The 2,784-nt window shown below is 51.3% G+C and carries 3 protein-coding genes and 1 pseudogene; all 4 read left to right on the top strand.

What is annotated here, in order from left to right:
• A partial coding sequence (locus tag H8Q75_RS11410; protein WP_297041825.1) for a deoxyhypusine synthase family protein occupies window positions 1–253 on the top strand: 253 nt, incomplete at its 5' end.
• 178 nt (window positions 254–431) lie between these two features.
• A pseudogene (locus H8Q75_RS12010) lies at window positions 432–813 on the top strand (SufE family protein).
• Between the two features lie 265 nt (window positions 814–1,078).
• Window positions 1,079–1,888: a TPM domain-containing protein gene (locus H8Q75_RS11395; protein ID WP_024124479.1), complete on the top strand. Its 810-nt coding sequence runs from the start codon at window positions 1,079–1,081 to the stop codon at window positions 1,886–1,888.
• Between the two features lie 85 nt (window positions 1,889–1,973).
• A partial coding sequence (locus H8Q75_RS11390) for a DUF87 domain-containing protein (RefSeq protein ID WP_297041816.1) occupies window positions 1,974–2,784 on the top strand: 811 nt, incomplete at its 3' end.

The raw sequence follows: 2,784 nt of genomic DNA, 5'->3' as shown, positions 1-2,784 counted from the left end.
GATGCACAAGTACGCGATTCAGGTGACAGTTGCCGATGAACGCGATGGGGCGCTGTCTGGTTCAACCTTGCGGGAGGCCCATTCCTGGGGCAAGGTGAACAAGAATGTTGAGCAGATGGTTTTTTCGGAAGCAACGATTGCCTTCCCTCTGATTGCGGGGTATGCCTATGGCAAAGGTGGTTGGCGCGATCGCCCAGCCCGGCAGTTTGCCCAATTATTTAGCCAGCCGTCCGCCAATCTATTAGCTCTGTAGCAGTCCCCCGCGCTAATGCTATGGATATAGCAGAGGACCTCCAGCAGTTCCTCTGCTTTTTGTATAGTAAGAATAATTATTATTTTCACTACACGACTTACGCCGCGATCGCGACATGCTGACCGCCTCCCAACCCTTGCCTGACTCCCTTGAGCGGATTGTCCAGCGCTGCCAGTAGATGGCGGAACCGAAGCGGCGCTATGAATATTTGCTTTCGTTTGCCAAGCGCCTACCAGTGTTTCCCCATGAGCAAGCAGAAAATAAGGTCCCCGGCTGTGTGTCTCAGGTGTATCTGACTGCCAGTTTGCAGCAGGGAAAGGTGTTTTTTTGAGGGCGACTCCGACTCGCAACTAACCACGGGATTACTGGCGCTGTTGGTCGAAGGATTAAACGGGTTGGCTCCCGCAGAAATCATCCAGTTAAAGCCTGATTTCATTCGACAAACTGGGCTGGATATGAGCTTGGCTCCTTCTGGTGCCAATGGTTTTGACAATACTTTTCAAACCATGAAACAGAAAGCACTGGTCGATCATCTGGCTGAGACTTGCTCAGCAACTTGAGGATTTATTATCTCCAACCCAGTCATGTAGGTCTATCCAGAATTTAGTGGGCCTTTCTCAGCGTCCTATTCCTGTGCCACTGAAAAGTGCAGGGGAAACTTAGGCGGGCAGGGCAGCAATGACAATCTAAGACAATCTAAAGATGGGGGGAGTTTGAACAAATACTGCATTATTTCCTGAAACGGGGGCAAGGCTGATTGCCATGTTCCACAGTCTGCCCTTAAGATAATTAAAAAAGATATCGCGTTTGTAAATTTTTATTACGATGCCTCAACAACTTCGGCGCTGGTTTTGCCAAATTGGCTTGGTCGTGGTGCTTATTAGCTTCTGCTGGTTGGGGGCGATCGCTCCTGCCCATAGCTTCAACAATCCAGAGTTGTTGCCCGCTGAGCCTACCAATGTCGTTGACTTAGCACAGATTCTGACACCCGTTCAAAAAGAACACCTTGACAGCGAACTGGCAGAATTTGAAGCACAGACGGGCTGGAAATTGCGCGTCCTCACCCAGTACGATCGCACCCCCGGCTTGGCAGTGCGAGATTTTTGGGACTTAGACGATCGCAGTATTCTGCTAGTGGCCGACACGCGGGGCGGCAATCTCTTGAACTTCAATGTTGGTGACACTGCCTACCGCGTCCTCCAGCGCACCTTTTGGGTCGAATTGCAAACCCGCTTTGGCAACCAATACTTTGTCCGCGACAACGGCGAAGATCAGGCCATTCTACAATCTCTCCATGCCATTGAAACCTGCCTTGCCCAGGGAGGCTGTCGTGCTGTGCCGGGATTGCCCCAAGAGCAATGGCTCCTTACCCTCGCCACCTCGATCTTTGGCGGCATCATTTTGGGATTTGTGGCTCGTCCCCGCCGTGCCGATGCAAAAGTGGCTTGGAAATGGATTCTCCTCTTTTCGCCGCTGTGGGGGATGCTGTTCTTTGCCTTTGGCCTTGGTCCTGTTTTGGTGCGCACCCAAGAATGGCTACCCGTTCTGCGCAATGTTGCCGGTTTTGCCTTAGGTGCTATTGTTGCCTTTTTGATTCCTGCGCCCAGTGGGCCACCGCTAGTACCTGAGGAATAGGCACCTTTCAGTATCTGGATTGGAAAATCGCGTAGGATTGGGGTTAGCTACACTGCAATCTTGGTTGGGGAGCCCATCCTGTGCCATGAACAGTCATCATTCCTCGCGTCATCGTCATATTGTCGGCATTGTCAAAGGCCCTGGCGACAGCGGTAACGAATACGTCTTTATTACTCCTGATATCCAGCCGGTGCGAATCGGTGAATTTGTCTATTACGAGCTGAGCCACTCCCCCAGTGCAACCTCAAACTCCCATGATGGTGCTGTTCGCCAAGTCTTGGGTAAAATTACTGGCTGCCGTCTGATTGAGCATCTGCCGGATCGGATGTTTGCCGATCACGAACTGAATCCTGGTGCTGTGGCTGCTCTCATTGGTTTTACCTGTGAACCGTCGGAACTCTATGAGATGACCGTAGAAGTTATCGGCGAATTTCATAAGGTCTTTGGCTTTAATAATTTGCGGCGGCTGCCCCTGCCCGGTGCCAAGGTCTATTTAGCGGAAGATCAACTGCTACAGGATGTCCTCAACAAGAAAAAGCCAGAGATGCCGGGGGCCGCTCATATCGGGTCGCTCTTGTTGCGCGAGGAGGGTGCGGTTCCCATTGCCCTTGATGTCAAAGAACTGGTGAGTACCCATGTGGCCATCCTTGCAGGGACAGGGTCAGGAAAATCCTATACCGCAGGTGTGTTGGTGGAGGAATTGCTGTCCCCCAAAAATCGGGCAGCGGTGCTGATCCTTGACCCCCATGGGGAATATGACACCTTGACCCAAATGAGGGGAAACTCAAAGTTTCAAGGGGAAGATGGCTATCAACCCCATGTGAAGATCATTAGAACAACAGACATAAAAATACGGGTCTCCTCCATGAAGTTTAACGATATTATCACCCTCCTTC

It is taken from the genome of Thermosynechococcus sp. OHK43, from assembly GCF_014466085.1.
In the GTDB taxonomy this organism is placed as follows: domain Bacteria; phylum Cyanobacteriota; class Cyanobacteriia; order Thermosynechococcales; family Thermosynechococcaceae; genus Thermosynechococcus.
The sequence above is the reverse complement of the archived record's forward strand: the minus strand, read 5'-3'. Positions and strand labels throughout refer to the sequence as shown.

Excerpts from the sequence above, each read along its gene's own strand:
- H8Q75_RS11395 (WP_024124479.1), top strand. The coding sequence starts at position 1,079 with ATGCCTCAACAACTTCGGCGCTGGTTTTGCCAAATTGGCTTGGTCGTG.